At 56.4% G+C, this 23541-nt stretch carries 22 protein-coding genes and 1 pseudogene; 13 read left to right on the top strand and 10 right to left on the bottom strand.

The features are described from left to right. The first annotated feature begins 130 nt into the window (after nucleotides 1-130). Complete coding sequence (locus IB250_RS03385) at nucleotides 131-646, top strand: hypothetical protein (RefSeq protein ID WP_192342974.1); 516 nt, start codon at nucleotides 131-133, stop codon at nucleotides 644-646. A 67-nt stretch (nucleotides 647-713) separates the two neighbouring features. Here the strand turns inward: IB250_RS03385 and IB250_RS03380 are convergent, their stop codons facing one another. From IB250_RS03380 to IB250_RS03370, 3 genes are all read right to left on the bottom strand, one after another. Further along, nucleotides 714-2960 (bottom strand): autotransporter outer membrane beta-barrel domain-containing protein, encoded by a 2247-nt coding sequence (locus IB250_RS03380; protein ID WP_192342973.1) that lies wholly within the window; start codon nucleotides 2958-2960, stop codon nucleotides 714-716. A gap of 214 nt (nucleotides 2961-3174) precedes the next feature. After that, nucleotides 3175-5214 carry a hypothetical protein gene (locus IB250_RS03375; RefSeq protein ID WP_192342972.1) on the bottom strand — a complete coding sequence of 680 codons (2040 nt, stop codon included), beginning with the start codon at nucleotides 5212-5214 and terminating at the stop codon, nucleotides 3175-3177. A gap of 188 nt (nucleotides 5215-5402) precedes the next feature. Further along, entirely contained in the window at nucleotides 5403-6206 is an 804-nt protein-coding gene (locus tag IB250_RS03370; protein ID WP_192342971.1) for a hypothetical protein, read from the bottom strand. Between the two features lie 226 nt (nucleotides 6207-6432). On the opposite strand from IB250_RS03370, the gene IB250_RS03365 reads away from it, so the two are divergent. The 7 genes from IB250_RS03365 to IB250_RS03335 all read left to right on the top strand — a co-directional run bounded on the left by IB250_RS03365 (nucleotide 6433) and on the right by IB250_RS03335 (nucleotide 12417). Continuing rightward, nucleotides 6433-7458 (top strand): LacI family DNA-binding transcriptional regulator, encoded by a 1026-nt coding sequence (locus IB250_RS03365; RefSeq protein ID WP_192342970.1) that lies wholly within the window; start codon nucleotides 6433-6435, stop codon nucleotides 7456-7458. A 166-nt stretch (nucleotides 7459-7624) separates the two neighbouring features. Further along, nucleotides 7625-8407: a sugar phosphate isomerase/epimerase family protein gene (locus tag IB250_RS03360; protein ID WP_192342969.1), complete on the top strand. Its 783-nt coding sequence runs from the start codon at nucleotides 7625-7627 to the stop codon at nucleotides 8405-8407. Continuing rightward, nucleotides 8400-9386 carry a sugar kinase gene (locus tag IB250_RS03355; protein WP_192342968.1) on the top strand — a complete coding sequence of 329 codons (987 nt, stop codon included), beginning with the start codon at nucleotides 8400-8402 and terminating at the stop codon, nucleotides 9384-9386. The genes IB250_RS03360 and IB250_RS03355 overlap by 8 nt, the downstream gene beginning before the upstream one ends. Before the next feature lie 101 nt (nucleotides 9387-9487). Then, the gene (locus IB250_RS03350; RefSeq protein ID WP_192342967.1) at nucleotides 9488-10774 is read left to right on the top strand and encodes an MFS transporter; all 1287 of its coding nucleotides are present in this window, start codon (nucleotides 9488-9490) and stop codon (nucleotides 10772-10774) included. A gap of 21 nt (nucleotides 10775-10795) precedes the next feature. Continuing rightward, nucleotides 10796-11821 carry a 2-hydroxyacid dehydrogenase gene (locus IB250_RS03345; RefSeq protein WP_192342966.1) on the top strand — a complete coding sequence of 342 codons (1026 nt, stop codon included), beginning with the start codon at nucleotides 10796-10798 and terminating at the stop codon, nucleotides 11819-11821. 125 nt (nucleotides 11822-11946) lie between these two features. After that, the gene (locus IB250_RS03340) at nucleotides 11947-12213 is read left to right on the top strand and encodes a DUF2790 domain-containing protein (protein ID WP_192342965.1); all 267 of its coding nucleotides are present in this window, start codon (nucleotides 11947-11949) and stop codon (nucleotides 12211-12213) included. 60 nt (nucleotides 12214-12273) lie between these two features. Further along, on the top strand, nucleotides 12274-12417 hold the full coding sequence (locus IB250_RS03335) for a hypothetical protein (protein ID WP_192342964.1): 144 nt from the start codon (nucleotides 12274-12276) through the stop codon (nucleotides 12415-12417). On the opposite strand, the gene IB250_RS03330 is transcribed toward IB250_RS03335, so the two are convergent. Next, entirely contained in the window at nucleotides 12414-12683 is a 270-nt protein-coding gene (locus IB250_RS03330; protein WP_192342963.1) for a DUF1652 domain-containing protein, read from the bottom strand. The two genes, IB250_RS03335 and IB250_RS03330, sit on opposite strands and share 4 nt — an antisense overlap. 391 nt (nucleotides 12684-13074) lie before the next feature. Here IB250_RS03330 and eco point away from each other — a divergent pair, with 391 nt between their 5' ends. Next, entirely contained in the window at nucleotides 13075-13557 is a 483-nt protein-coding gene (gene eco, locus IB250_RS03325) for a serine protease inhibitor ecotin (protein WP_192342962.1), read from the top strand. 30 nt (nucleotides 13558-13587) lie between these two features. Here eco and ilvA read toward each other — a convergent pair. Next, nucleotides 13588-14583 (bottom strand): annotated as a pseudogene (gene ilvA, locus IB250_RS03320) (threonine ammonia-lyase, biosynthetic); the annotation flags it as partial. Nucleotides 14584-14880: 297 nt separating this feature from the next. Here ilvA and IB250_RS03315 point away from each other — a divergent pair. Next, nucleotides 14881-15216, top strand: coding sequence for a DUF2834 domain-containing protein (locus IB250_RS03315; protein WP_192342960.1), 336 nt, complete (start codon nucleotides 14881-14883; stop codon nucleotides 15214-15216). A 145-nt stretch (nucleotides 15217-15361) separates the two neighbouring features. Here IB250_RS03315 and IB250_RS03310 read toward each other — a convergent pair whose 3' ends face one another. Together IB250_RS03310 and IB250_RS03305 are read right to left on the bottom strand one after the other, a co-directional pair. Continuing rightward, nucleotides 15362-16285, bottom strand: coding sequence for a magnesium transporter CorA family protein (locus tag IB250_RS03310; RefSeq protein WP_192342959.1), 924 nt, complete (start codon nucleotides 16283-16285; stop codon nucleotides 15362-15364). Nucleotides 16286-16292: 7 nt separating this feature from the next. Beyond that, a complete protein-coding gene (locus tag IB250_RS03305; RefSeq protein ID WP_192342958.1) occupies nucleotides 16293-17771 on the bottom strand; it encodes a RimK family protein in 1479 nt (492 codons plus the stop codon). 200 nt (nucleotides 17772-17971) lie between these two features. Between IB250_RS03305 and rimI the strand changes: the two genes are divergently transcribed. Next, a complete protein-coding gene (gene rimI / locus IB250_RS03300; RefSeq protein WP_192342957.1) occupies nucleotides 17972-19069 on the top strand; it encodes a ribosomal protein S18-alanine N-acetyltransferase in 1098 nt (365 codons plus the stop codon). Nucleotides 19070-19221: 152 nt separating this feature from the next. Here the strand turns inward: rimI and IB250_RS03295 are convergent, their stop codons facing one another. Continuing rightward, a complete protein-coding gene (locus tag IB250_RS03295) occupies nucleotides 19222-20373 on the bottom strand; it encodes a PQQ-dependent sugar dehydrogenase (protein ID WP_192342956.1) in 1152 nt (383 codons plus the stop codon). A 51-nt stretch (nucleotides 20374-20424) separates the two neighbouring features. Continuing rightward, on the bottom strand, nucleotides 20425-20781 hold the full coding sequence (locus tag IB250_RS03290) for a hypothetical protein (protein ID WP_192342955.1): 357 nt from the start codon (nucleotides 20779-20781) through the stop codon (nucleotides 20425-20427). A 210-nt stretch (nucleotides 20782-20991) separates the two neighbouring features. On the opposite strand from IB250_RS03290, the gene IB250_RS03285 reads away from it, so the two are divergent. Beyond that, on the top strand, nucleotides 20992-21852 hold the full coding sequence (locus IB250_RS03285) for a Ku protein (protein ID WP_192342954.1): 861 nt from the start codon (nucleotides 20992-20994) through the stop codon (nucleotides 21850-21852). 144 nt (nucleotides 21853-21996) lie between these two features. Here the strand turns inward: IB250_RS03285 and lpxO are convergent, their stop codons facing one another. Beyond that, nucleotides 21997-22896 (bottom strand): lipid A hydroxylase LpxO, encoded by a 900-nt coding sequence (gene lpxO / locus IB250_RS03280; RefSeq protein WP_192342953.1) that lies wholly within the window; start codon nucleotides 22894-22896, stop codon nucleotides 21997-21999. 379 nt (nucleotides 22897-23275) lie between these two features. Here lpxO and IB250_RS28880 point away from each other — a divergent pair, with 379 nt between their 5' ends. Beyond that, complete coding sequence (locus IB250_RS28880; RefSeq protein WP_318652622.1) at nucleotides 23276-23482, top strand: hypothetical protein; 207 nt, start codon at nucleotides 23276-23278, stop codon at nucleotides 23480-23482. Nucleotides 23483-23541 lie beyond the last annotated feature (59 nt).

The following is a 23541-nucleotide window of genomic DNA, read 5'->3' as shown; positions in this document are numbered from 1 at the left end:
AGGTGTCACGCCAAATAACGCACAAAAATCACCCACTGTAAACTGTCAACTCTGACAGTTTACAGCCAGACCTATTAACGGTTTGATAACTCATCCCGATAGTAGTCTTTATAGAGCGGGATACTTTGTGATGACTATGGAGACCACCTTGATGATCATGAAAAAACCCAACACCAGACAGGCCGCCCGAGCTGGAGTTTGCGAAGGAAAATTGAATAGCTCCGAGGATTTCAAGGCAGGATTGGTTGAGCTCTCTCTGGAGCAATACGAGCCACCGCATGGTGAGGCCTACCGCATGTTTGCCCGTCAACGCAGTCAGCAGGGGTCGGCTACGAAAGAAATCATTCTTTCTTTCACCAAAGGTTCTGCTGATGGCACTTACGATCTGACACCTGATGCGTCCACTGTCAGGCTCACGTTCATAGATACCGATGAGAATTCTACAAATATCTACATGCAAGTCAGTGGAAAAGCGGAATTGAGCGTTGATCAAGACACTGGTGTTTTCAGTGGTGAATTGAAAGATGTAATTGTTGAATATCGAGTCGATGAAACACCGGTCCAGCTAACCATTAATGTGACATTCGAGGCCATCAACAATCGCGTCAGGTACACGCTCCCCCAACAGCGCAACCGCGCCGCCTGATGACGGGGGGCATGAAATAAAAAAGGAAGCCCAGGCTTCCTTTTTTACAATCATTCAATCAATCTTTTTACCACTCGTAACGACCGCCGATATTGATGCCCAACGGTTGTTCGATGTTCCGGCCGTTACTGTATTCAAAATCAGCATGCACATGGAAGTTATTGGTCAATGCCATGGCAACACCGGTCGCCAACTCCGTCCGTGACCCGGACAGGTCATTGTTGAATACGTTGTTGTTGACCTGGACTTCGTTGTTTTTGGCAAACTCATGAGCCCAGGCGGCACGCAGGTAAGGCTGCAGGACCCGACCCTTTTCCAGTTCGATACTGCGACCAACCGTTGCGCCGGCCTTGCCGATAAGGGAGCGCATGCGATCCCCTTCAGCTTGCAGGTCATTGTCGAGGGAAAAGTCTTTGCCCTGAACCACGATCGCAGACCATTGGGTGAAGGGCTCAACGAAGTACCCGTTGCCAAGGGGCAGATGACGACCCACCTCGATCGATCCGCCAAGGCCGGTGTTGTCATAGTCGCCTTTAGCCCGCTTTCCATCGCTCAGCCCGACTTTCACTTCGTTACGGAAGCGGTTGGCTTTCAATACGCCGTCAAAGTAAAAACCGGAGCGCGGATCGAGCCAGGTCGCGTAAGCGCCCAAATAGTAGCTGTCGACACGCCCTGAGGTACCCGCATCAAGATTGAGGTCTGATTTACTGTGTCCCGCCATCGCTCCCACTAACCATTGGTCGTCGCCAATCGGCAGCGGTGCGTCAGCTCCCAGGGTAAAACCTTGTTGGGTTTGCTGGTAACCGACGCCAGAGCCATCGGCCACATTGTATTTGTTGCCATAGGTGCGGCCCCAGGCTCCGGCGCGCCCTCCATTGAAACGCAGTTCCCCCATGCGAGTACGCAATGAGGTCAACTCGCCGAGCCATATTGTGGAGGGGGTGTTGAACAGGGCGAGAACTGAACGTGCGCCCGGGCTGACCGTTCGAGTGCTGGGGTCAAGTACCCAATCATTGCCACTTTTTGTCAGACCGTAAGAGTAGGTACCCAGATCGACAGCACGGGTCATGAAGAACTGTGCATCTCCTCCTGCTGTCTGGACGACGCGGATAGGCTGTCCGGTGGCAGGGTCAACTCCACTGCTCGCAATCACCAACTCGTGCGTACCACTGGCGTTACCGGTGACATTCAACAAGTCGGTCTGGCCGGTGGCGAAATCGGTTCCCATCAAAAACCGGCCGCTACCGGACAGCGAAGTGACATTCAGTTGATAGAACGCGTCGTTGGCGCCGAATACCACCGACCCGCCATGGTTAAGCGTGAGTTGATCAATGCTGCCGTCAGCCGCCATTACCCAACTGGAACCGTCGTTGATAGTGGCGCTGGACACGTTCTCCAAACGTCCAGTCAAGGTGGAACTGTCTTGCAGCGTCAAATGTGTCGTACTGCCCTGCTCCGTAACGATGTTACCCGTCAGATGGCTGTCGTTGACGAACAAAGAAGTAATCGCTCCGCCTCTTACATCCAACAACGTCCCGTTGCCGGCAAGCAAATGAGATTGGGTCAATGAAACAGTTGCTGTCGAGTTTGAAGTGTTGCCAAAGTCGACCAGAATTGCCGAACCGGTTTGCCCCTGAACCGTGGCGTTATCCAGGTTCAGTACTGCGGGCTGGACTTCATTAGGGTCAAGATCGATCACTACACCCTCTTTCCCACCGATGATCCAGCTGCTCTTGGCTGATGCCTGGCCGCTACGCAATCGAAGCCCGTAACTTGTGGCGCCGGTGCCCATAAGCGTTGAATCGACAAGATCCAGCGTACTGAAAGCACTGACCAGTGCGCCACCAAGGTTACCGCTGATTGTGCTATTGCCTACCGTAACCTTGGAGCCTATTTGGGTAGTGAAGTCACGAACCGCCTGGAGCCCTATACGATTACTCGTGATAGTACTTTTGTCGATCGTTGCATCGCTGTTGCTCAGAAGAACAGCGGCCAATCCGCCAGTACCTGAAACGGTGGCGCCGTTCAGGTAAACCGTTGACCCATTGCGGGCCGATATCTGCTGGGTGGTACTGCCAACGTTTACGTTGAGGATAGAACTATCAGAGTTGATCGCGAGCGTTTGTGCACCATTGACCGTTAACGTAGCGCCTTGGCTAAGGTCCCAACGTTCCGGTGCTCCACCACTGACGACTTCCTCTCTTCCGACAACGGGCGCTGCAAATGCCGATGAAATAAAAAAGGACAGCAGCGATGTGCTTAAAATTGCATAGCTGATTGTACCGTTCGAATTGAGTGTCAATGTTCTCCACATACCTGATCACCTACCTGATTAAAGCTTGAGCACTGGCGTTCCGAACGACCAGCCGTTTGAGGGCTGGCAGACTACCCGGCGGTTACACAAATCTATGTAGGATTAATCCTTATATACCGGTGAATATTCCTCACATCCTTTTGTTTGAAGGATTTCACTGCCAAAAAGGGGCGGCGAGTTCTCCAGCCTCGCCGCCCCTTGATCTGATTTCTATTTAGGGGGTCGGTATAACAAACTCTTCGCAGTAGCGACCCTCACTGTCATCCAGGTCCAACTCACGGATCGCCGCTGCCGAGTCGGGCGTAGGATTATTCCCTGCCCCTCCGCGCGAAATAGAATAAGTAACATGACCCAATGCCTGGTGTGCAGGTTTGAAGTCTTCCTCATAATCGCCTATTCCAATAACAACCCCCTCTGTAGGGAATACACCCGATATTGGATACGTAGCCACAGCATCTGTATCTGGAATGGGCGTAGTGGGATCATCTTTGGGATACGCTACGTACTTCAATGTAATAGTCTCACCATCCACCGTGTATGTGTTTGGCAATATACGTACTAGCAAATTCCTCCTATCAGAGCCATCCCCCGGATTCGTTGCGGTAGGGAAATTCAGAGTCGCGCATCCGATTCTTCTCGCGGGGCCAGCAAGATTCAATATTTCCGGCGCCACCATTTGAATCGGAAAGGGTTCTACAGGAATATCCCGCGGGTCGGACTCATTCCGATTAGTCCCCGAGGGCGTATACAACTCATAGTGTAATTTCTTTGTTCCAGGCTCCTGCGTTTCAACTATATTCCAAGGCAGGTTTCTGGAAATGGTTGTACCTGCTTGTCCCGTCGTCAGGGCAATGGGAGAAGCAAATTTTACGTTGTCATAAAAGAGATCGATAAACCAGCCTTCTTCTGTCGGAGGTGTCGCAAAAACATCAATGTGGGCTTGTATGCCAGTATCACCGAAATCTGCTTCCAATATTGTGTTGATACTCCCGTTTGTCGTGGTCAACCTGGGGGGGGCCATCACGTCCGGACCGATGCGTGAAATATCCACATCAATAACGACGTCATCCTCAGCGAGCTTGTTGACACCACGGAACATTTTGAAACTCACGGTTGTGCGAACGATAACATCTGTATCGCCATACACTTGTTTGACGAGATCGGCAGCTGCATGAAATGTCAGCTCAGTGTTAGTCCTTACTGGCTGCTCTGCCCCTGCCTGCTGCCCTCCCCAATAACCCACGATCGTGTCGTTTGGTGCATTCGGCGTGGGAACTTTTACTTTGAACTCTACACCCTGTGGAAGAACTTGAACGTCCTTGTAATCGATTAGACCGTCGCCATTCTCGCCATTGGCCAACGTCACAATTGGCGGGAAAACCGTCTCGGGATCGGGATTTGGTGTATGGGCCACAGTGCGCTGGCTGGAGCCTGATCGACGCGCGACATTACCCGCCGCGTCTTCTGCTACATACATCAGCAGGTTGACACCGTCAGCAGCATTTGTAAAAACAGCCACCGGAATTTCAGCGTCCTGACTTGCTGACAATCGTCCATTATAAACAGGAGTGTCCCGTGACGGATCGGGCGTCGGACCAAAGTACAACTTGTAGATATCACTTGCCAAGTAATTTGTTGGCGGGATGGCTGGCTTGACAATGATCCCGGTCTTGCCGTCGAGATAAGCTTCATCAATTGGCGCGCCTGGTGGCAGATCGGCAGGCCATGTAGGGGCGCCCGGCGTACGGTCAGAGGGCGGATTCTTTACTTTATAGGGGTAAGTTCGGTCAATAGCGAAAGTGGCAATGGCGGACGCCACATCGTTCGTACCACCGGCCCAATAAATGTATTGAAACTCCCATTCAGTCGGGGTTTCGGGCGTGTCTTCTTCTTTCAAAAAACTTTGCGGAATTTTGAAGGGCACGGTCCAGTCTCGATCGGCTACTGGACCCAATTCTATATATTCATCCGGGTGCGGGAAGTCCGGGTGCGGGAAGATATTTATCCATGCAGTGTCACCTTTTTTACGAATTTGCGGTTGTAAATAATCCTCATCATCTTCAAGTGGCGGCTTTCCAACAAGATAATCCAGATCTGCCGAAAGGTATCGGGTATGGATTCGCAGATCGTCAGGAATATCCTGTCCTGGAAAAGTGGCCTTGACAGGCGGGTCAGCACGCACGTTATCTACCGAGGTTTCTGTTTGAGATGCTGCTTCCCTGGACAGTTCGGCCCGCTCAACTATTGCGCTCATAATCGTCTCCACATATAAAAGTTAGATAGCGCAACGATAAATAACAAACTGCTCGCCAGTTGCGCCCGCACCATCTTTGTCTACTTAACAACACTGCAACTTACATCGATAAACCTACAAACACCCCTCCAGCGCTGAAACTTCCATCTCTTGCTGATTTTTCAACACCCTACTTTGCAAGTCATTGTTCAAGGCCCGCATGGAAGGTCGTCACCCGGTATAATTCTGTCAATTCTGGCCAGTGCTGTTTTTGACACACCTACAAGCCTGGCTCCACGATATATTTCATAAACAAGGGTGGCGGAAGCATTCTCCTCCATCGGTTTTATATGTGTGCTGTAGGGTTCAACTACGAGCTCATATCCTTCCCGAATATCTTTATCGCTCAAATTTTGGCGTACATTGACCCAGCGCGCAGAAACAATTTCGGGGCCACTACCATTCAGCGAGGGATACCCTTTCCATGTAACTTCGCATCTATCGCCAACTTTAAATAATGTGAGCGGAGGAACAACAACATGTACACCAAGCCATATTGGCGGCTCGGTGTAGCAATTATAATAGCCCTCATCATTTTTATATAAAAAATGAGGCTCCTCAACATCGTTCTGTATTGGAGCGTGATCTATTGTCAGTTTACGACGATATGAAGATGATGGATTATCGGCCGTATCAAGCAACTCATACCACAACTCCCCGACGCCATTATTTAGCAGATGTTCCGGACCAATATGAATAATAAACTCAGGCTTCATGTCCGCCGGAGTATAAATATTTTCTATCTTTACAGGTATTTGTCCGGGTTGCTCAAAACGAACCGTCAAAATGTCCCTTTCCCCCGGTTCCGTCGCCGGCTCCTTCCATAAAGGTACGATTACATCAACACCTGTGAGCAGCAATGGAAGTGGAATATGACCCTCCGGATCAACATCGGGATCATCTACACCTTCAACTTTTGGCGCATCGAATGTCAGAGGTTTATTGGGCGCCATGTCGCAAGTCCTTTGATGGTCACAAAATTATTCGTTGGTACTGAAAGAAATTAAGCGCCTAGTTCAGTGGTGTGACTACTGTCATATCTGACAGGTAATGCTACCGTTTGTCGGTTTTTTCCTACGCAGTAGGATGTCGCGGGCTTGACGCATCTTCGCGAATGATGTTTTCTGAAACCGGTTTCATAGCCAGCCTGCACAAACTCCAATAACAAGGTTGAAAACCGTGAACGACTTCTCCGCCGCCCAACGCAGTCGCGTCACCATGCTCGACGTCGCCGAACATGCAGGCGTGTCCAAAGCCAGCGTCTCTCGCTTCATCGGCGATGACCGCTCCCTGCTCTCCGATGCCATCGCCCTGCGCATCGAGCAGGCGATTGCCGAATTGGGCTACCGCCCGAACCAGATGGCCCGCGGCCTGAAACGTGGGCGAACTCGTTTGATCGGCATGTTGGTGGCCGATATCCGTAACCCTTATTCGATTGCCGTGATGCACGGGGTGGAAACCGCTTGCCGTCAGCACGGCTACAGCCTGGTGGTGTGCAACACCGATCGCGATGATGAGCAAGAGCGTCAACACCTGGCGTTGCTGCGCTCGTACAACATCGAAGGCTTGATTGTGAACACCCTCGGTCATCACCGGGATGAACTGCGCGAACTGCATCAGGAAATGCCCATGGTGCTTGTGGATCGCAAGGTCGAGCAGCTCGAGAGCGATCTGGTGGGGCTGGATAATCCGGCCGCTGTCGAGATGGCCGTTGCCCACCTTGAAGAGCGCGGTTATCGCGATGTGCTGATGGTCACCGAACCGTATGACGGCACCAGTTCGCGGATCGAGCGGGTCAGCAGTTTCAAGGCGCAGATCGAGCGGCGTCCGGCGCTTTCGGGGGCTGTGGTCGAAACCGGCGGCGATCTGACTGTTCGTTTGAAAAACTTTCTGCAAACGCCTGGCCCTGGCCCGAAAGCGCTGTTTTGCGCCAACGGTATCGCCGCGCTGGCCAGTACTCATTCGTTGCGTGAGTTGAAGTGCAACCTGTTCGGGGATGTCGGGCTGATTGCCCTGGATGATCTGGATTGGTATCCGCTGGTGGGGAGCGGGATTACCGCCCTCGCCCAGCCGACGGCGGAGATGGGCGCGAGTGCGTTTGAGTGTTTGCTCAAGCGGCTGCGAGGGGATGACGGGCCGGTGCGGAACCTGGATTTTTCGGCGCGGTTGATAGTGCGGGGGTCGACCCTGGGGAATCTTCGGTGAATATTCGGGCCTCTTCGCGGGCAAGCCTCGCTCCTACAGATTTTGTGTACGCCACAGATCCCTGTAGGAGCGAGGCTTGCCCGCGAAGAGGCCCCAAAGACCACCCCACAACTCACATCAATATTTTTTTGACCAAAAATGAAACCGGTTTCAGAGGTGAATAACAATGAACAAACCACCCGTTTCCATCAGCCTGTCCAGCTACGGCGCCGACCTCGTCCGCCAACGCGGCCAGGGCAGTTTTGTCGAGGTGCTGTCCGCTGCGGGCGCCACGCACATTGAATGGCGCGAAGAGCTGCTGACACTCGAAGTCCCCACGCAATTGGCCAGCGCCACGCAATCCCGGGGCCTGGAAAGCATCTATTCCTCACCGATGGAATTGTGGCGGGCCGGGCAATCGGCCCCCAATCCTGAGCTTGTCCCGACCCTGAAACGTGCCGAGTCATTCGGCGCCCAATGGCTGAAAGTCTCCCTGGGCTATTTCACCGACAACAATGATCTGCAAACACTAGCGCTGCAATTGCAACAGAGCCCGGTGCAGCTGCTGGTGGAGAACGATCAGACCTTGCACGGCGGCCGAATCGAACCCTTCCTGCGTTTCTTCGCCGACGTCGAGCAGCACAACCTGCCGATCAAAATGACCTTCGACATCGGCAACTGGCAATGGCAGGACCAGTCCGCCGCCAACGCCGCGCGGCTGCTCGGTCGATACGTCGGCTATGTGCATTGCAAAGCCGTGGCACGGCGGGCCGACGGCAAACTGGTGGCGGTGCCGCCGTCTGCGAGCGACCTGCATCTGTGGTGCCGACTGCTACGGCATATGGATCACGGCGTGATGCGCGCGGCGGAGTATCCACTGCAAGGCGATGACCTGGTGCAGTTGACCACCGAGCATGTCGCCGCCCTCGCCCGCCTCGGTCAATCCCGCCTGGAGCCTGCGCATGTCTGAGATCGATATTCTGTCGTTCGGTGAAACCATGGCGATGTTCGTCGCCGAGCAGAACGGTGAGCTGGTTGACGTCGGCCAGTTTCACAAGCGCATTGCCGGGGCCGACAGCAATGTTGCCATTGGCTTGTCGCGGTTGGGTTTTAACGTCGCCTGGCTGAGCCGGGTGGGTGCTGACTCTTTGGGTCGGTTCGTGATCGATACGCTGGAGAAAGAAGGCCTGGATTGCAGCCATGTCGACATCGACCCGGCGCACCCGACCGGTTTTCAGCTCAAGTCCCGCAGCGACGATGGCAGCGATCCGGTTGTCGAGTATTTCCGCCGTGGCTCGGCCGCCAGTCATTTGTCGGTGCAATCCATTGCTCCGCAATTGCTCGAGGCCAGGCATCTGCACGCCACGGGCATTCCCCCGGCGCTGTCGGAAGCGGTCCGGGAAATGTCTTTCGAGCTGATGACCCGCATGCGCAATGCCGGGCGCAGCGTGTCGTTCGACCCCAACCTGCGCCCGAGTCTGTGGGCCAGCGAGCAACAGATGATCCGCGAGATCAACCGCCTCGCCGCCCTCGCCCATTGGGTGCTGCCGGGTTTGAGCGAAGGGCGTTTGCTGACCGGTTTCGAAGCCCCCGCCGACATCGCGGCGTTTTACCTCGACCAAGGCGCTGAAGCCGTGGCGATCAAACTCGGGCCGCACGGCGCGTATTACCGAACCCATCTGAATGAAGGTTTCGTTGCAGGCGTGCCGGTGGAAACGGTGGTCGATACGGTCGGTGCCGGTGACGGGTTTGCCGTCGGCCTGATCAGCGCCCTGCTGGAAAACCACAGCGTTGCCCAAGCGGTGCAGCGTGCCAACTGGATCGGTAGCCGCGCGGTGCAGAGCCGTGGGGATATGGAGGGGTTGCCCGGTCGGGCCGAGATGGATGCTGAATTTGAGGCCGCCTTCGCGGGCAAGCCTCGCTCCTACAGGTCTTGCGCGATCCCGTAGGAGCGAGGCTTGCCCGCGAAGGGCCCCTAACAGTCACCGCAAAAAACCGATTCAAAACCGTTACCTGCTGCGACAAAAACAACAAGCTCAGGAGCATCACTATGAAAACCGCAACACTGGCCACCCGCCGCTGGTGGTACATCATGCCGATTGTGTTCATCACCTACAGCCTGGCGTATCTGGACCGCGCCAACTATGGATTCGCCGCCGCCTCCGGAATGGCGGCGGACCTGATGATCACCCCCGGGCTGTCGTCCTTGCTCGGCGCACTGTTCTTCCTTGGCTATTTCTTCTTCCAGATTCCGGGCGCGATCTACGCCCAGAAGCACAGCGTGAAAAAGCTGATTTTCGTCAGCCTGATCCTCTGGGGCGGCCTGGCGACCTTGACCGGGATCGTCTCCAACGCCTACTGGCTGATCGTGATTCGCTTCATGCTCGGCGTGGTCGAAGCCGCCGTGATGCCGGCGATGCTGGTGTACCTGTGCCATTGGTTCACCCGTGCCGAACGCTCGCGTGCCAACACGTTCCTGATCCTCGGCAACCCGGTGACCATGCTCTGGATGTCGGTGGTGTCGGGCTACCTGATCCAGCATTTCAGCTGGCGCTGGATGTTCATCATCGAAGGCTTGCCGGCGGTGCTGTGGGCGTTTATCTGGTGGCGGCTGGCCGATGATCGCCCGGCTCAGGCCAAGTGGCTCAGCGACCAGGAAAAGCAGGATCTGGAAAGCGCCCTGGTCGCCGAACAGGTCGGCATCAAAGCGGTGAAAAACTACGCCGAAGCCTTCCGCTCGCCGAAGGTGATCATCCTTGCCTTGCAGTTTTTCTGCTGGAGCATCGGCGTCTACGGTTTCGTGTTGTGGCTGCCGTCGATCCTCAAGGCCGGCGCGCAGATGGACATGATCGAAGCCGGTTGGCTGTCGGCGTTGCCCTACCTGGCGGCGGTGATCGCCATGCTGCTGGTGTCCTGGGGCTCGGACAAACTGCAAAAGCGCAAACGCTTCGTGTGGCCACCGCTGTTGATCGCCTCGATTGCCTTCTATGGCTCCTACGTTTTGGGCGCGGAACATTTCTGGTGGTCCTACACGCTGCTGGTGATTGCCGGCGCCTGCATGTACGCCCCGTACGGGCCGTTTTTCGCCATCGTCCCGGAAATCCTCCCGGCCAACGTCGCCGGTGGCGCCATGGCGTTGATCAACAGCATGGGCGCGCTCGGCTCGTTTGGCGGCTCTTATCTGGTCGGTTATCTGAACAGCTCCACCGGATCGCCCGGTGCCTCTTATCTGCTGATGAGCGGTGCGTTACTGCTGTCGGTGGTGCTGACGATTTTCCTCAAGCCCGGCGCCAGTGACCGGGTCGCTGTGCCCCGGCCGATGGCGGCTCATTCTTGATTTGATATAGAGATGACAACGATGAAAAAGCAGGTTGTGCTGTACAAGAAACTCTCGCCGCTGCTGATGGCTCGCTTGCATGAGCAGACCGAGGTGACGCTGATCGACAGCCTCGACGCAGAGGGCTTGGCGCAACTGCGCCGGGCCCTGCCCCGTGCCCAAGGATTGCTCGGCGCCAGTCTCAAACTGGACGCCGGTTTACTGGATCTGGCGCCGAACCTGGAAGCCATTGCCAGCGTGTCCGTCGGCGTCGATAACTACGACATCGACTACCTGACCGAACGGCGAATTTTGCTCAGTAACACCCCCGATGTGTTGACCGAAACCACCGCCGACACCGGTTTCGCGCTGATCCTGGCCACCGCCCGACGCGTGGTGGAACTGGCCACTATGGTTCGCGCCGGCCAGTGGAGCCGCAACATCGGCCCGGCGCATTTCGGCAGCGATGTACACGGCAAGACGCTGGGCATTATTGGCATGGGGCGGATCGGTGAGGCGTTGGCGCAACGCGGTCATTTCGGTTTTGGCATGCCGATTGTGTATCACAGCCATTCGCCAAAACCGGCGGTGGAGCAGCGATTCAACGCGCAATACCGCAGCTTGAGCGATCTGCTGCAGCAGGCCGATTTCGTTTGCCTGACGTTGCCGTTGACCGCTGCAACCGAAGGGATGATCGGCGCTGAACAGTTCGCCCTGATGCGCCCCGAAACGATCTTCATCAACATTTCCCGGGGCAAGGTGGTGGATGAGCCGGCGCTGATAGAGGCGTTGCGGCAGAAGCGGATTCGCGCGGCGGGGCTGGATGTGTTTGAGCGTGAGCCGCTGGACAATGACTCGCCGTTATTGCAGTTGAACAACGTGGTGGCGACGCCGCACATCGGGTCGGCGACGCATGAGACCCGGGAGGCGATGGCCCGGTGTGCGGTGGATAATCTGTTGGCGGCTTTGGCTGGGGAGCGGCCGGCTAATCTGGTGAATGCCGGGGCGTGGGGCGGTCAGGAAGAGCCGAAACTCGTTCTCGCGACAGGCGGCATACAACCCGGTTAACCATCGCTTAACCCCATGGTCCAAAACTTTACTGGACCGCACGCCCTCAGCTCCTCTGACGCCCAGTGCGGCAGGTTCGACGTTCTTCAGTCGAACTGATTTCCCCTCTGCACTGGAGATTCACCATGAACACGCGAACACTGCTGATAACCACTGCCCTCGCCTGCACCGCGTTCGCCGGGCTTGCTCAGGCCAACGAGACGTCGTCCCCCCAACCCGTGCCTTATCACTACGGCATGCCGTTGCAGGTGGCCAAGGTCATTTCACTGACTGAACCGCAAACGCAGGAATGCCAAGTGGTGACGGCCAACATGAAGTACATCGACAAATCGGGTGAGCCTGCGCAGATTACGTACCAAAAACTGTCTGACGCGTGCAGCTATCAGAACTGACAGTAGGCCTGTAAGGGTTCTGGCGCTAAGCTCTGGCGCTTCCCTCACTGCCGCAAGGGTTTGGCGGCACTGGGCTTCGGTGAATGGCTCAATGGTCATGCCGAGCCGGGCATTTTGCTGGCGATCCTGGTGGAATTGGCGCTGGGTCTGGGGTTTATCCAGACCCGGCGCGTATCGGTCGAACTCGGTGAAACGGCCGGTTAATGGACTTTTGACGTTGGGTGCAACAGCTCGCTGTGCGTGTTGCGCTCAAGGTCGCTGCGTAACTCGGCGATCAGATTATTGATTTCCCGGCACCCGTTGAGGTGATGGGCGTCTATGCCAGTGACGATCAGGTCGAGGTGGTCAGTCTCGACGTCCGAATACACCTTGATGGTCATCGACAGGTCCGGCGACAGCGTGCATTGGCAGCGTTTCGGGAGAAAACTGCTCTCAATGATATTGCGTAGTTCCAAGGCAGAAAGAAACATGGCCACCCTCTCGGTATTGTGAGATTGCCAATCAAAAATCAATGTCGGTCGGAGCTAAAATCGCCCGTTGTTTTTCTTCCATGGGGAACCTCATTGTTCCAACGTCCCAACCGTCTTCTTGTTTCAGCGCTGACTCAGTAATGATCGTGGTCAGCTCAAGACAGCTTCAGCATAAAACATGCCCGAGATTTCGCCCTGCGCCTCGTCGGCAAATCAAGGGTTTGGGGGAAATGGCAACACATCGCGTCATGCAAAATGCAAGAAAGGTCTGTTTCAAGACCTGCATTTTGCAAACGCCCCGATGGCGGGTTTGCATTGGGTGAGGACGGCAGTGAGAAGGCGGCCCATCCATTCAGTATCCGCTGACCCCACACACACGCAAGGAGGCATCATGGGTGCTTTGCCGCTTAACACGACCGTCGGGCTGATAGTTGCCATTTTGTCGTCCGTAGCCCACGCCGCAACCCTCGAAGACGTCGCGCCGTATCCCAAGCCTGAGAGCGGTTTTACCCGCCAGGTCATTCACCTCGCCCCGCAACAACAGGAAGACGGTTATCAGGTCGAAATTCTTGCCGGCAAGACTCTGACCGTGGACTGCAACCGTCAGCGCTTGGGCGGCATGCTTGAAGAAAAGAACCTTGAGGGCTGGGGTTACCCGTTTTACCGGCTGGAGAAAATCACCGGCCCGATGAGCACGCTAATGGCCTGCCCGGATGGCAAGCGCAAAAAGGACTTCGTGCCGGTTGTCGGTGACGGTTTCAGACTGCGCTACAACAGCAAATTGCCGATCGTGCTCTACATGCCCAAGGACGTCGAAGTGCGCTACCGGATCTGGTCGGCGTCGAGCCATGTCGAGAAAGCCGTTCAGGAATAATCGGACCAGCCTTCACGCCAACACGCCGCTCAACGCGGCGCGCTCGGCCACATGCCGCAAACTGTCGAAATTGATATTCGCGCCCGAATCAATGGCCACCAGGGTCTGACCCCGAGCGCCGGTTCGCGCCACGTACTGCTTGATCCCGGCCACGGCCAGGGCGCCGGAAGGCTCGGTGATCGAGCGGGTATCGTCGTAGATGTTCTTGATGGCGGCGCAGAGTTCGTCATTGCTGACGGTCATTACCTCGTCGACGCAAAACCGACAGACCTCGAAGCCATGGGCGCCGATCTGAGCGACGGCCACGCCATCGGCGAAGGTGCCGACGGTTGGCAGCACAACCCGTTCGCCGGCCTGTAATGCAGCCTGCAAACAGGCGGAATGTTCCGACTCGACGCCGATGATGCGCACTTCAGGGCGCAGGTATTTGATGTACGCGGCAATGCCGGCGATCAAGCCTCCACCGCCCACCGGAACGAAGATCGCGTCCAGCGGCCCTTGGTGCTGGCGCAGGATTTCCATGGCGACGGTGCCCTGCCCCGCGATCACGTCCGGGTCGTCGAAGGGCGAGACAAAGGTGCGGCCGGTTTGCTGTGCCAGGCTCAATGCGTATTCCAGGGCAAACGGAAAACTCTCGCCGTGCAGCAGCGCTTCGGCGCCTCGACTGCGAACCCCGAGCACCTTCAATTCCGGTGTCGTGCAGGGCATGACGATGGTTGCGCCGATCCCCAGCTCGCGGGCCGCCAACGCTACGCCTTGGGCATGATTGCCCGCCGAGGCCGTGATTACGCCGCGGGCCTTCTGTTCATCGCTCAGGTTCACCAGTTTGTTGTAGGCGCCACGGATCTTGAAGGAAAACGTCGGTTGCAAGTCTTCGCGCTTGAGCAGGATCTGATTGCCCAACGCCTCGGACAAGGCCGGAGCCGCTTGCAACGGCGTGCGCACGGCGAGTTCGTAAACCGGCGCGGCGAGGATCTTTTTCACGTAGTGCTCAAGCAAGCTCTGCTGGGCGGGGGTACTGTTCATGGTCGTCTCCTTGGTATCCGGGTTTACGCGGTCGGCAGCTCCTACGCCGGTTGCGTGCGCCCGGCAAGCTCAAAACCCAAGAGACAGAAAGTAAAAACCCGCCTCTAGGGCGGGTTGGGTGCTGCAGTCGTGAGCTAGCCCGCCAAATAAGGAATGGCGGTAATAATGCTTGGCTGGCAGCGCAATACGGTGGAAGTCATGGCTGGAAATTAGCCGGAGGCTGATGGCAAGTCAATGGCCAATTTTCAAAAGCCGCTGTAGGCTGGCGATTCTGTTCATCGTCCAAGGAAGGAAACCATGAAGTCTGTCGCCCTGCCCCTCATCGCCTTGATCGCTTTCGCCAGCTACACCGTTTCGGTGATGCTGCAGGCGGAGCAGTCGTTGCTCGACTTCGGCATCAGCCTGATGTCGCGGCCCGATACCGCGCAGGTGGTGATCGATTTATACCTGTTGGCGACCCTTGCCGGTATCTGGATGTACAAGGATGCGCGCAAGCGTGGGCAGTCGGGGTTATCGGTGGTTCCCTATCTGGTGGTGACGGCGGTTTTTGTGTCGGTCGGGCCGTTGTTGTATCTGGTGGTGCGGGGGCTTCAGGAGCGGAAAAACTCTGGCGAGGCAGCTCAAGAGGCCTGATCCAGGAGTTGTTGCGCTGTTGAGATTGCCTTCGCGAGCAAGCCCGCTCCCACATTAGATCTTCCGTGAACACATAATTTGTGAACACCAGAGATTAAATGTGGGAGCGGGCTTATTCGCGAAGGCGATCTGACAGCCGCCGAAGTCACTTCGCCAGGCGCTTGAGCCCGAGCACCATCACCCCCGCCCCCAGCATCATCGCCGTCAGAAACAACGGATAGGCAATCCACCACGGCGTACCAGCGGTCATCATGCTGAACTCGGACATGCCGCCAATGCTCGCAATCAGGTTCAACGGCAGAAACACCACGTTGATCAACGTCAGTTTGCGCAGCAGGTTGTTCATGCTGTTGTTCATCAGGTTGCCGCGCGCGTCGATCAACCCGGAGAACACCGTGGAGTAGATTTCCGCCTGCTTGTAGCACTGGTTGTTCTCGATAATCAGATCGTCGATCAAACCGATGGCTTCAGGGCTGAAGTGTTCCTTCGCCGCATGATTACGCAGCCGGGTCAGGACCGCGCCGTTGCTGTGAATGGCGTTGATGTAATAGATCAGGCTTTCGCTGAGGTTGAACATCTGGACCAGATGCTGGTTCTGCATCGAGGCATTGAATTTTTGCTGCAACTCCCGGGCAACCATCTTGATCACCTTGAGGTGCCCCAGATAGTGATGAATGTTGTTGAACAACAGGTCGAGCAACACATCCAGTGGTGTCTTCAGTGACTGCCGCGTGCCGAGGCCGCTGAGCGGTGAGTCGTCGGTGGCGATCACCAGCAGACGCCCCGGGGAAAACAGCAAGCCGCAGGATGACACTTCGAAGGCCAGGCTGCCGCCGCCTGAGTAGTTTTCCGGGCGTTTCCAGATCAGGAACAGGTTGTCGGGGTGAAACTCGATGCGCGACACCTCGTCGGGGTCCAGGGCTGAGGCCAGAGCGTGTTCATCTACTTTGAAATGGCTGTGCAACAGATCCCGCTCGGCCGCATCGGGGTTGCTGAACAGCATCACGTCGGCGTCCAGCCGTTCGACCGCGTGCAGGGCGCCGTGGCTCAGTTCAAAGCTTTTGATCATCGGCCGCTCACCAGGCCTGGCCGCGGCGCTTGAGCTCCAGCCGACGGACAAACTCTTCCAGCACCAAAGAATACAAATCGTCCTGCAAGTAGGCGTCTTCGATGCCGGCGTCCATGTTCGGGTTGTCGTTGACTTCGATCACCACCACTTTGTCGCCGGACTGTTTGAGGTCGACGCCGTAGAGGCCGTCGCCAATGAGATTTGCGGTTTTCACCGCCAGTTCAACCACCGCTCGCGGCGCTTCGTGAACCGCCAGGGTGCGGCATTCGCCGTTGATGTCCTGGCCTTTGGCTTTGTGGTTGTAGATCTGCCAATGGCCCTTGGACATGAAGTACTGGCAGGCAAAGATCGGCTTGCGGTTGAGCACGCCAATGCGCCAGTCGTATTCGGTGTAGAAAAACTCCTGGGCCAGCAGCAATACCGAGTGTTCGAACAGTTCGGCGGTGGCTTCAAGCAAGGCTTGCTGGCTCTCGACCTTGATGACGCCCTTTGAGAAACAACCGTCGGGGATCTTCAGCACCAGTGGAAACCCCAGACGCTCGCCTACCCGCTCGAAATCTTCCGGTCGTTCCTTGTAGAGGATTTCAGTGGCGGGCATGCCCAGTTGATGGCTCTTGAGCAAATCGGTCAGGTAAACCTTGTTGGTGCAGCGCAGGATCGACGCCGGGTCATCCATCACCACCAAACCTTCGCTCTCGGCCTTTTTGGCGAAGCGGTAGGTGTGGTTGTCGACGCTCGTTGTCTCGCGGATCAGGAGCGCGTCGTATTCGGCGATTCGGGCGTAGTCCTTGCGTTCAATCAGCTCGACGTCGATGCCTAGTGTCTTGCCGACCCTGACGAAGTTGTCCAAAGCCTTGGGATTGGAGGGCGGCAATGCTTCTTGCGGATCGTGCAGAATGGCCAGGTCATAACGGGCCAATCGCCTGGAGCGCGGCATGCGCCAGATCTTGCGACTGAAACTGTCGAGCGCATTAGCGAATTGATCTTCCTGATCTTCACGCAACTTATGCAAGGCGCCAAACTTTACACCTTCGATGTGCCAACCGTTAGTTCGACGAAACTCAACCAGCAATATCGGACAAGGAAAAACCTCGAACAACTGTCGAGCCAGATCCTGTAATGGCTCGATAGCGGTTTTGCCGAAATACAGTGTCAGGGTAAATCCTTCGGTATCGCTGTAAAGATGATTGCTGAGGGCCTTTTCCAGGGTTTTATCCAGATCATCCAGGGCCAGCCCATACAGGGATTTTCGGGTCAGTTCGCTGATGGTCCGCACCGACGGTATAACCTTGTGCCCCCGCGCTTCGGCCAGCAGCGAGCAGTAATAACCGTGCCCGAGGTACTTGTAGCTGCGGCACAGGTTAATCACCTGAACCCGCTTGCCCTGCTCGTTATCGCGGGTCTGTTCGAGGTATTCCTGGGCAGTGACGATGTCTTCACTGGGGAAATAGGAGGCCCAGTCTTCCTTGCGTTCGACGATGATCATCAACTGGCTGGAAGTTCTTATCGAGCCATTTAAATAGTTTGTGGAAGTTATTGCTGTTGGTAGCGTTTGCTCAGATACTTCGCGCCAATAACCTTGTACCGCTGACATAGTGATTGATCCATTGAAGAACAAGACCTTTCCTATTAAGCACGAACTTTTTCGAAAGTCCCGTTTCGTTACGCAACTTTTACGGCGGTTATATGAATCCTGTTTTTCGCTTGGCGGTAGTTGAAGATATACCGTCACTGCTGGCACTCGAACAGCAATGTTTCACCACGGACCGGCTCAACAGTCGCAGTTTTCAATGGATGATTACTCGGGCTCACGGGCAACTGCTGGTGGCCCAACGAGGCGAGCAATTGGTGGGCTATGCGGTGGTGCTATTTCACCGGGGCACTTCATTGGCGCGCCTGTACTCGATTGCGATAGCCCTTGATGCTCGCGGCAGTGGACTGGGCAAGCAATTGCTCGAACGTGTCGAGGCCTGCGCCATTGAACATGACTGCGCCTACCTGCGGCTGGAAGTGCGCATCGACAATCCAACGGCCATTGCTCTGTATGAGCGTAACGGTTACCGGCGTTTTGCGCTGATTCACGACTATTACCAGGACCATGCCGACGCGCTGCGCCTGGAAAAACGTATCCTCCAGCACCGCGATTCACGCAACATCAAGGTGCCTTACTACCCGCAGACCACCGAGTTCACCTGTGGCCCGGCCTGCCTGCTGATGGCCATGGGCGCGCTGCAAGACGATCGAGCGTTGGAGCGCGGTGAAGAACTGCAAATCTGGCGCGAGGCGACCACGGTGTTCATGACGTCTGGCCACGGTGGCTGCAGCCCTCAAGGTCTGGCGCTGGCAGCGTGGCGGCGTGGCTTTCGGGTGCGGCTGCAACTGAGCATGGCCGGGCCGTTGTTTCTCGACGGCGTGCGCGATGCGCATAAAAAAGGCGTAATGCGCCTGGTACACGAGGCGTTCACGGCGCAGTTGCAAGCCACCGACGTGGAACGAATGATCGGCGGACCACTGGATCTGCCACGGTTACTGCACGATGGCGGACAGCCGCTGGTATTGATCAGCAGCTATCGCCTGACCCGTTCCAAGGCGCCGCACTGGGTGATCGTCACCGATTGCGATGAAGAGTTTGTCTACCTGCACGATCCGGATGTGGATCACAGCCAGCATCGTCAGCCGATGGACTGCCAGCACTTGCCGGTCAGCCATGGGGAATTCGACAAAATGTGCAGTTTCGGACGAGGCAAGCTGCGGGCTGCGGTGATTCTCTATGCTCCACGGTGAAACTACCCTGTAGTAGCTGGCGAAGCCTGCGTTCGGCTGCGCAGCAGTCGTAAAAAATCATCCACCGCGGTGGCCCAGGTAGACCGAGGCGCCAAGATTGACGACTGCTGCGCAGCCGAACGCAGGCTTCGCCAGCTGCTACAGGGGGGTGGTTACTTCAGGCCAAGCTTGTACAGCACTCCGTCATCTTCATCGGTCAGCAAATACAGATAACCATCCGGCCCCTGCCGTACATCACGAATCCGTTTGTTGAGCTCACCCAACAACCGCTCTTCGTGAACAACCTTGTCGCCTTCGAGCTGCAGGCGAATCAGCTCCTGACTCACCAGCGCCCCGATAAACACGTTGTGCTGCCAGGCCTTGAAGCGATCGCCGTCATAGAAGGTCATGCCGCTGAGGCCGGGGGATTTTTCCCAGACATGGTGCGGGCCCACGGTACCTTCGGCGGTTTCGCCCTTGGCTTCCGGGATCGGCAGGCCGGAATAGTTGATGCCGTGGGTTGCCATCGGCCAGCCATAATTTTTGCCACGCTCGATGATGTTGATCTCGTCGCCGCCCCGTGGGCCGTGCTCGTTCTCCCAGAGCGTGCCGCTCCAGGGATTGAGTGCCGCGCCTTGCGGGTTGCGTTGGCCGTAAGACCAGATTTCCGGGCGAACGCCTTTTTGCCCGACAAAGGGATTGTCTTGCGGCACCTTGCCATCCGGATAGAGCCGCACGACCTTGCCTTGCAGCTTGTCGAGATCTTGCGCCGTGGGCCGGTCGTTATTCTCGCCCAGGGTGATGAACAGATAACCGTCACGGTCGAACACCAGTCGTGAGCCGAAATGATTGCCGACGGAGAGCTTGGGCTCCTGACGGAAGATCACTCTGAAATCCTTGATCGCCGTCAGGTCTTCCGACAACCGTCCGCGACCGACCGCCGTGCCGGCCTTGCCGCCCTCACCGCCCCCTTCGGCGTAAGACAGATAGACCATGCGGTCTTGCTTGAAATCGGGCGACAACACCACATCGAGCAATCCGCCTTGCCCCTTGGCCCAGACCTGAGGCACGCCATTGAGTGGACCCGAGAGTTTGCCGTCGCCACTGACCAGCCGCAGGTTGCCGGGCCGTTCGGTCACCAGCATCCCTTGGCGGTCAGGCAGAAACGCCAACGACCAAGGGTGGTCCAGGCCTTTAACGATCGGCGTGAGCTCAAGGGTGCCCTGCTCGCTTTTAAAATCCTGTGTTGGCGCTGCAAAGGCGGGCGCCGTGACGGTTAATAACGCGCTGGCACAGAAAGTGGCCAAGAGGGTTTTACGCAACATGCACGATTCCTTTTGTCGTCAATAGCGCTGGCAAGACTTCTGTCTCGCCGTTCAACGGTAGTTGCGGTCCGAGCCCCTAGGTGGTGGATTGGGAATGAACTTCGGTTGGCTGGCGGGAGCCTGTCGATCTTGCGGATAGCGATTGCCGATGCCGCCATTATCGAGCGTTGGCGGTCGTGGCACAGGCACCGTGTTTGGCCCGCGGATTACAGGGATATTGGGTTGCGTGCCTTGCATGCTGTTGGGATTGGCCCGGCGAATCGGGCTGTTGTAGGGATTGTTGTTGCTTCCCGGCAGGTTCTGCGCCAGCAGCAAGGGCGAAGAAGACGATGCGGCGTCTGCCAGAGCCAAAGGGCTTAGCACGCCACTCAATGCCAGCGCGATGACGCCGAGCACACATCGGTTCATGGGGGACCTCTCTAAATGAGCGTGCCATGCTTCATGGATGAATAGAGCCACGCTACGCCCAGGGTTCGGATTTGTTAACTAAAACCTCCCCCGCAACATGTAACACGAGTTAACCGCACCGCCGATCCGCCCGCAGGACCGGGCCGCCGCCGACTGAAACTTTTGCCCTTGGCCACAGGTCACCTGAACATCAACGACGAGGTCACGACGATGGCACGGGCAATCTGGAAAGGCGCAATCAGTTTCGGTCTGGTGCACATTCCCGTTGCGCTGGTTTCGGCGACGTCTTCGCACGGGATCGATTTCAAATGGCTCGACAGCCGCAGCATGGACCCGGTCGGCTACAAGCGCATCAACAAGGCCACCGGCAAGGAAGTCACTCAAGAGCACATCGTCAAAGGGATCGAGTACGAAAAAGGACGTTACGTGGTGCTCAGTGAAGAGGAGATTCGCTCGGCTCATCCACTGTCGACCCAAACCATCGACATTTTTGCCTTTGTCGGCAGCGAGCAGATCCCTCTGCAAAACATCGACACGCCCTACTACCTGGCGCCGGACAAACGCGGCGGCAAGGTCTATGCGCTGTTGCGCGAAACCCTCAGCAAAACCGACAAGGTCGCCCTGGCCCGCGTGGTGTTGCATTCGCGCCAGCACCTGGCGGCCCTCATGCCGCTGGAATCAGCCATGGTGCTGGTGATGCTGCGCTGGCCCGCCGAAGTACGCAGCCTGGATCAACTGGAACTGGGCAGTGAAGTGACCAAGCCGGATCTGGCCAAAGGCGAGTTGGAGATGGCCAAACGACTGGTGGAAGACATGAGTGCCGACTGGACGCCCGAAGAGTACCGCGACAGTTTCGAAGACAAGATCATGGCGCTGGTCGAGAAGAAGGCGAATGAAGGCAAGATCGAAGATGTCGAAACCGTGACGGGTGAAGAGGTGCGTAAAACCGCCGATGTTATTGATCTGACCGAACTGCTCAAACGCAGCCTTGGTGGCAAGGGCGGCGGTAAAGCGGCTACCAAAGCCAAATCTGCTGCGCAGAAAAAACCCACGAAGCGGTCGAGCGGCTGACCCTTGTTGGCACCCATGAGTTATGGGGTGCAAATACTGGCCTCTTCGCGAGCAAGCCCGCTCCCACATTGGATCTGTGTCGTTCACAGGACAAATGTGGGAGCGGGCTTGCTCGCGATGGCGTCATGCGCCACAACGCAAAACTCAGATCAAAACAAAAATCGCCAGTAATCCGCCAAAAACCGCCCATTTCTCCAGGTAGTAGCGAGTACGGTTACGCTTCTTGAGCGCTTTGCCACGCAGGCGAATCTTGTAGATTCTGGCGAACAAGCGGTTGATGCCACCGACCTTGTCGCCCGCATCGTTCGGCGCGCCCGCCGCTGCCATCACCGTGCGGCTGAACCAACGGTTGAACGCCGCCGCCCAGCGATACTTCATCGGCCGCTCGATGTCGCAGAACAGGATGATGCGGTTCTGCGCAGTGGTGTTTTCGGCGTAATGAATGAAAGTCTCATCGAACATCACCGCTTCGCCATCGCGCCAATGGTAGTTCTCACCATCAACGTTGATGTAGCAACCGGCATCGTTCGGAGTGTCCAGCCCCAAGTGATAACGGTAAGAACCGGCATACGGATCGCGGTGACGGACCAGTTTCGAACCCGGCGGCAGTTCGGCGAACATCGCGGCCTTGATCGAGCCGATGCTTTGCACCAGTTCAGTCGTACGCGGGCAGAGCTTTGCGGCCGACGGGTGACTGTCGCCGTACCATTTGAGGTAGAAACGCTTCCAGCCACTTTTGAAAAACGAGTTGAAACCAACGTCGTCGTACTGATTGGAACGTTTGATCTCCCCGGCCTTGAGCAAATTCTGGCCTTCAGCGCGAATCTCTTCCCAATGAGCCTGCAAAGGGCTCAAGTCGGGAAAGTCTGCCGGATTGAGATAAGGTTTGTTGGGCGTTTTGGAGAACAGATAAAGGAAGCAATTGACCGGCGCCAGAAACGTCGAGTGGTCGCTTAGTTGACGGCCTAATTTGTGGCGCACTTTTCCGCGCAAGTGCACATACGCGATGGAGATGACATAAATAGCGGCAATGATAAGTTTCACGAAAATCGTCACACGTCAGAAGTGAACAAACGGCGTCCCGATGGCGCATTCTTGAGCCATGCCGATGGACGGCACGACGTCGAAAGATGGCATTTTAGCCACACCTTGTAACTAATAGTTAACCTTCAACTGTGAAAATGTGTCCACTTAGTAGCGCGGCTCGGCCGGTAATGCGAACCGCTCTCCCGATAGTAGCCCCATGCCATACCACCATCCGTCGAATATGTAAACACGACACTCTATACGCGGCCCCGTCTGGCTTAGGCTTTGCAATGGCCGGACCTAGCAGCCCCAGAGCGACATAATTCTGACGCGGCGGCAATTAAATTAACGATTAGGACTCCAGCGATACGCTTGGTCAGTCACCGGGAGATGTAACGTGTCAACTCTCAATGAAATCGCAGCGAACCACGCGAGAATGGCTAAGGCAAAAGAAGAAGAGTCGACCGGGCTGAGTGAGCGGCACCTTCAAATAGTGGGAAGTTTCGAAATCCCGTCTATCGATGACCAACAACACATTCCACTGCACCTTATCACCGGAGCGCAGGACAACCACCTCGTACAAGCTACTGGCTACTTGCTCTGAGTCTCGATCTGGTCAGTCGCCGGCTTGTCGCACGCGGTTCAACGTGCGGCAATGCCAGA

It is taken from the genome of Pseudomonas sp. PDM09, from assembly GCF_014852305.1.
Classification (GTDB): Bacteria; Pseudomonadota; Gammaproteobacteria; order Pseudomonadales; family Pseudomonadaceae; genus Aquipseudomonas.
This window is presented reverse-complemented; position numbering and strand designations above follow the sequence as displayed.